Annotated in this window: 3 protein-coding genes and 1 pseudogene; all 4 read right to left on the minus strand. The window is 40.1% G+C overall.

The window, feature by feature from the left end:
- Positions 1–92, minus strand: a pseudogene (locus V5N63_RS03450) (cob(I)yrinic acid a,c-diamide adenosyltransferase); the annotation flags it as partial.
- Positions 93–132: 40 nt separating this feature from the next.
- Entirely contained in the window at positions 133–273 is a 141-nt protein-coding gene (locus V5N63_RS03455) for a hypothetical protein (RefSeq protein WP_332032844.1), read from the minus strand.
- 63 nt (positions 274–336) lie between these two features.
- Complete coding sequence (locus V5N63_RS03460) at positions 337–1,179, minus strand: alpha/beta hydrolase family protein (RefSeq protein WP_332032845.1); 843 nt, start codon at positions 1,177–1,179, stop codon at positions 337–339.
- A 103-nt stretch (positions 1,180–1,282) separates the two neighbouring features.
- The gene (locus V5N63_RS03465; RefSeq protein ID WP_332032846.1) at positions 1,283–2,170 is read right to left on the minus strand and encodes a ribokinase; all 888 of its coding nucleotides are present in this window, start codon (positions 2,168–2,170) and stop codon (positions 1,283–1,285) included.
- Between the last annotated feature and the right edge of the window lie 100 nt (positions 2,171–2,270).

The raw sequence follows: 2,270 nt of genomic DNA on the forward strand, positions 1-2,270 counted from the left end.
TAGGATTCAACTCTCGCTGAGGCTTTGGAAACTCTGGTTCCGCCATATAAAGCCGTTTCGCCTTTGTCACCCGTTTTGGTGTAGATCTTCATAAAATAAGTTTTAAAAAAATTGATTTTTGTTTGTAGAATATCAGGCAGTCCATTTTTTAGATTTCTTCATGTACCTGACCATATCATCAAAAACGCCCGCTACTTTATCATGGAATTCAAAATCATTCAGTTGATCGAGTTTCGCGCGGAAAACTTCATCACTATTTTGTGTTTTGGACATGATCTGTAATTTTTACTTATCAAATATAAAGATTGCATCGCATTATCTGCACAAAATTCTAAATTATTGAATTTTATCCAATATAATCTTCCATAAACTACGGTTATAGCTTCTGAAAAAATTGATATGCCCCACCTGTTTTTTTGGGGATTCCGAGACTTTTATTTCTCGGTAGATTTTCTTCATATTAGGATATGAATTGTTCATCAGACTCTCCATCCCCTTCATCGTCACCCACGAATCGTCTTCTGCGTGAATGATAAAAGCCTCTTGATTTAAATCTTTCGAGTGATCTTTTTCAATTTTTTCATAAAGCCTGCTGGTGGATTTTTTATTGAGAATCAAGGTGCGCCAGTCATAAGCGCTTCCTTTTGGTAAAGATTCGCCCAAACCAAACCGGTGCGCCGGAAAATATCCCTTTAAAATCACTGTTACCGGAACCGCAATGCCAAATCCCAGCGCTGCAGTAACCGCAACCCGCCAGGAAAGATGACCGATATATGCATCCTGGGTTGCGACGAAAATGAATTTTTTGAAAATTACTGAATCTTCATTCATTCCTAAAATCAGCGCGCCTACGGAATGACCGAGACAGAATTTGGTGTAATCCGGATAATTTTCTTTAATAAAAGTGGTTATGGTTTTGAAATCTCTAGTTCCCCAGATCCGCATGGACGCTTCGAAACCTTTCATTTTCCTGGGCTTGGACTCACCGATTCCTCTGTAATCATAGGTAATAACGGTGAAACCCTGCGTTGCCAGATATTTAGCAAAGGAAAAATAAACCTGCTGCTTCACACCCGTGGCCGAATTTATGACCAAAAGTTTCCGGTTCGGAATCTTGGGTTCAAAAATCTTTACGGATATTGGAAAATAATCCGGAGTCTGTAGAACTAATTCTTTCATTCAAAGCAAATTCACTGAATTTTAGTGAAAATCAAGCTCTAAATTTACTGAAATATTGATAAAAAGAAAGGTTTAAAGTATGCCGTCAATAGCAATTTTACGGTCACGAGAAGTCTTTAAGGTATGGAAGACCGCGCTGTGAGCCTCTGTTTTTGGTTACTTTCAGCGAAACATCATTCCCGAATTTTACCGAGTCATCCACAGTATTTCCGTGACAAAGTGCAATTGAAAGACCGGAAACAAAAGCATCGCCCATTCCCAGTTTATGCAGAACAGAATCGTGATCGTTTCGATAATATTTCATTTCGGAACCATTGAAATACGTGGTTGAATTAGAATCATCGCGCACAAAAAGTTTGTTAGGATACTTTTTCAGGATATCTTCACGTTTCTCTTCGCCAAAAACAATGGATAGCTCGTTGCTTTTGGCCACGATAAAACTTGCATTTTCCAGAACGTTAGCAGAAAGTTCTTTTGCAGGCGAAGCGTAGATGCCCACTTTCAAATTGTTTTTCTTGGCTAGCTCTACGGTAAACTCCACCACATCCATCGGAATTTCAAGCTGAATCAGCACCAAATCAGCCGTCTGAAAAAACTTTTCAGCTTCGGCAACATGCTCCGGTTTCAAACAATAATTTGAAGCGGGAACTACAACGATAGAATTTACGCCGCCCGCTGCGGTTACATACGCCGTTCCGGAGGCTGCCTTTTCTGTTTCTGCCACAAAGCCTACGTTAACTCCTTCATCAACTAAATTCCTCAGGATTTGCTGACCAAACGGATCCATGCCCACACAGCCTATGAAATACACACTCGCACCGAGTCTTGCGGTTCCAACGGCCTGGTTTGCACCTTTGCCGCCAAAAAAACTTTCAGACCGCAGTGCCATCACCGTCTCATTGGGCTGAGGATGATGCTCCGTATTAAGAACCAAATCGATGGAGGAACTGCCAACAACAATAATTTTCGGTTGCTCAGAAGTGATATTCATTGTTTCTCTGGAAATTTAAATATTGCAGAAATATTTCAACAGCACTTTCGGATTAAGATTCTGCTGACTGCTTAACAAAACTATTCTTTTAATTGCAGAT

The sequence above is a fragment of the Kaistella sp. genome, assembly GCF_032060305.1.
Classification (GTDB): Bacteria; Bacteroidota; Bacteroidia; order Flavobacteriales; family Weeksellaceae; genus Kaistella; species Kaistella yananensis.

Coding starts and splice junctions, on each gene's coding strand:
- V5N63_RS03455 (WP_332032844.1), bottom strand. CDS start 273: ATGTCCAAAACACAAAATAGTGATGAAGTTTTCCGCGCGAAACTCGAT.
- V5N63_RS03460 (WP_332032845.1), bottom strand. CDS start 1,179: ATGAAAGAATTAGTTCTACAGACTCCGGATTATTTTCCAATATCCGTA.
- V5N63_RS03465 (WP_332032846.1), bottom strand. CDS start 2,170: ATGAATATCACTTCTGAGCAACCGAAAATTATTGTTGTTGGCAGTTCC.